Here is a 2999-nt window from a genome sequence, read left to right as displayed (position 1 = left end):
GACTTCCGGTGTGGGCATCAGGCACTGGCGCTGATGGTGCAGAGCGAGCTGAAGCTCGATCCACATTCCGGTGTCACGGTGATCTTCCGATCCAGGCGTGGTGACAGGTTGAAAATCCTTGTTTGGGATGGGACCGGAATGGTGCTGATATTGAGGCCGCAGCGCGCGCAGCGATAAACACCACGCGTTCCGACGAGGTGAAGCATGCGCTTGAGAAATCACTGTGCGCGCCTCGGAACGGCCTGGCCGCGACCGTTGCGACGCTTGGTCAGGGATGGGTCGCGGAAGAGGCTTTGGCGATCGCCGTCTATGCAGGTCTTTGCGCGGTAAACCTTGATCATGGGTTGAGCATCGCGTTGAAACACGGTGGAGACAGCGACAGTACAGGTGCAATCGCAGGCAATCTTCTTGCTGTTGTCTTTCCCGGTACAGTGATGGAACATCCTCTAATTGAGAGCGTGGAATGCGCCGATCTGATTGAAAAAATCGTGCGGGAGCTTTGGGCAGATATACTGACCAGGGCAGCTGCCTGATCACGTTGCCTGAATGACGTTTGTGGATCAAAGATGTGACGCTGAAATGAGCAGTAAACCTGACCCGAAAATCCTACACCAGCAGATCGAAAAGCTCATGTCGCGTATCGCGGCCGAAAGTGATGCCAACAGTCTGCGCAATATCCACGCGAATATTTCAAAGCATCCCGAACTTGATGATGCCGACAGAGAGCGTCTGACCGAAGCGGTCGTAAACCGGCTGCGGGTGGTTTCGCCGAAACTGGCCAAAACCTTCGGGGGGCCGAAAGACGGCCCCGCCCGGATCTTCCTGCAGAAGGTCTACGAAGAAAGTGCAGAACGGTTTGATCTGTCTGGCAATGTTCTGAAGAACGGCGTCAAAACCGGCGGACTCATGATTTCCGGGCAATTCTATCTGGACGTCTATTTGTCCTACAAGACGGCAAGCGGGCTGAACCTCGCTTTGACCTGGCTGCAGGAAACGCCTGATGCGGATGCGATCCTCAGGCTCAGCCTGCGGGAACCGGGCGTTTCGGGGCGTGGCCTTTTGAAAGAAAACACATTTACCGATCAGGACCAGGCTGCGGCTGAATGGACCACCTGGCTGGAAGGATTAATCGAATGAGCAACAGCACCACCCCAAAGCTTACCCAATTCCCGCCGGAAGTCTGCGAGGCAATCGGGAGCTACGTCTACCGTCTTGTCGATCCTCGCAATGGCGAGACATTTTACGTCGGCAAAGGCACGGGCAACCGGATCTTTCAGCACGCGCTCGGCGCGCTTACATCGGATGAGGCTTCAGGCTCACTGAAAACCGAGCGCATCCGGGCCATCCTCGCTGAGGGCCTGGAAGTGCTGAGCATCGTCCACAAATATGGTATGGATGATGCAACTGCCTTGGCTGTTGAGGCCGCATTGATCGACGCCTATCCGGGCCTGACAAATCTGGTCAAAGGCCATGCGGTGGATTTTTCGGTCACCTCTGCGACCCAGATCCTGCAGCGCTACACGGCCGAGAAGGTTGTTTATCATCACGCGGTCATTGAAATCCTCGTGCGCTTTGTTGGTGTCGGGCCGGCCCTTTACGACCAGACACGTTTTGCCTGGAAGCTGTCGCCCAAAAGCGCCGAAGCCTGTGACTATATCTTTGCGGTCCGCAACGGTATTGTGCGCGAAGTCTATAAGGCCGACCGGTGGGTACCGGCAAATGATCCGGCCTTAGGCGCACTCGCAGAAGAGTCCCTTGCCAAACGATGGGCATTCATCGGCGCACCTGCTCCGGAAGATATCCGTGCGCTTTATGTGGGCAAGTCGGTTGAACGCCGTGAGCCTGGCGCAGCCAATCCGATCCGTTACCGATCGCCTGCGAACAATACCGTATCCGGCGTCTGCGCCCATTGAGTTCAGGGTTGCACAAGGGTGCGCATGAGCCGCGTGTGTGATCTGAAGCCTGTCCATGAGCGTTGATCGTAGCTCTGAAAGGAGTCCTTTATGAGCTCATCGCGACTTGCTTTATCCCGTGGGCATATGCCCACGGCGTGAGGTCATCGATGTTTTTGTCCAGATGACCATTTGCGAGGCTGGTGAAGAGGTCGCGCAGATAGGCAGAGGGTTCGACACCATTCATCTTGCATGTGCCGATAAGGCTGGCGAAGCGGGCCCAGTTGCGGCCGCCTTCATCATGGCCGGCAAAGAGCGCATTACGACGGTTCATGGCCGGGCTGCGGATGGCATTTTCGACAAGGTTGGAGTCGATGTCGATATGGCCATCATCAAGGAACCGGCAGAAGCCTTCCTGGCGCTTCAGCATATAGGCCATGGCCTCACCCAGGTCGGATTTTTTTGATACCCGGGCCGCCTGCGCCTTCAGCCATTCGAAGAACTCATCGACCACCGGGCGGGACAGATCCTGTCTGACAGCCCGCCGATGATCCGGGGCGCTTCCACGAATGGTATCCTCGATCCTGTAAATCGCGGCGATGCGTAAGAGCGCTGCCTCCACGATGGGCGAACCCTTCGTCGGCTGGGCTTTGATCAGCTTGCGCCGGCCATGTGCCCAACAGAACGCCAGCTGCAAGGGCGCACCACCTGTGCGCTTTGGCGTGGCGAGATGGGTATAGGCCCCATAGGCATCGACCTGGATCGTGCCATTAAAGCCAGCGAGGATTTCCGCGGCATATTCGCCCTTACGGCCAGGGTGGTAGTGGAACACCACGCCGGGTGGCGCGGCGCCTCCCCAACCCCGGTCGTCCCGCAAAACGGCCCAGAGGTAGCCTGTTTTCGTCTTGCCGCGCCCCGGATCAAGCACCGGGGCGGTCGTCTCATCAACATAAAGCCGGGAGCTTTCCGCCCTCAGCCGCCTGGCCATGTGATCCACCACGGGCGCAATCAGGGCCCCGGTTCGGCCCATCCAGTCGGCCAGAACGGCATTGCCAAGTTGTTGTGTCGTGAAGCCCCTGCTGTAAGGATTTCGAATGAAAATGCCAT

Annotated in this window: 5 protein-coding genes; 4 read left to right on the top strand and 1 reads right to left on the bottom strand. The window is 57.7% G+C overall.

Annotation, left to right across the window (positions count from 1 at the left end; all coding sequences use genetic code 11):
- The 4 genes from tnpB to EP867_RS19180 all read left to right on the top strand — a co-directional run.
- Positions 1 to 177: IS66 family insertion sequence element accessory protein TnpB (gene tnpB, locus EP867_RS20595; RefSeq protein WP_164888972.1), on the top strand; the 177-nt coding region annotated here is incomplete at its 5' end.
- Positions 123 to 533, top strand: a complete 411-nt coding sequence (locus EP867_RS19190) for an ADP-ribosylglycohydrolase family protein (protein WP_128491038.1) — start codon at positions 123 to 125, stop codon at positions 531 to 533. The genes tnpB and EP867_RS19190, both read left to right, overlap by 55 nt.
- Before the next feature lie 46 nt (positions 534 to 579).
- The gene (locus EP867_RS19185) at positions 580 to 1137 is read left to right on the top strand and encodes a hypothetical protein (protein WP_128491037.1); all 558 of its coding nucleotides are present in this window, start codon (positions 580 to 582) and stop codon (positions 1135 to 1137) included.
- Positions 1134 to 1913 carry an LEM-3-like GIY-YIG domain-containing protein gene (locus EP867_RS19180; protein WP_128491036.1) on the top strand — a complete coding sequence of 260 codons (780 nt, stop codon included), beginning with the start codon at positions 1134 to 1136 and terminating at the stop codon, positions 1911 to 1913. Before EP867_RS19185 ends, EP867_RS19180 begins: the two co-directional genes overlap by 4 nt.
- 88 nt (positions 1914 to 2001) lie before the next feature.
- On the opposite strand, the gene tnpC is transcribed toward EP867_RS19180, so the two are convergent.
- A partial coding sequence (gene tnpC / locus EP867_RS19175) for an IS66 family transposase (protein WP_164888971.1) occupies positions 2002 to 2999 on the bottom strand: 998 nt, incomplete at its 5' end.

This window comes from Falsigemmobacter intermedius (genome assembly GCF_004054105.1).
Lineage (GTDB): Bacteria > Pseudomonadota > Alphaproteobacteria > Rhodobacterales > Rhodobacteraceae > Wagnerdoeblera > Wagnerdoeblera intermedia.
The sequence above is the reverse complement of the archived record's forward strand: the minus strand, read 5'-3'. Positions and strand labels throughout refer to the sequence as shown.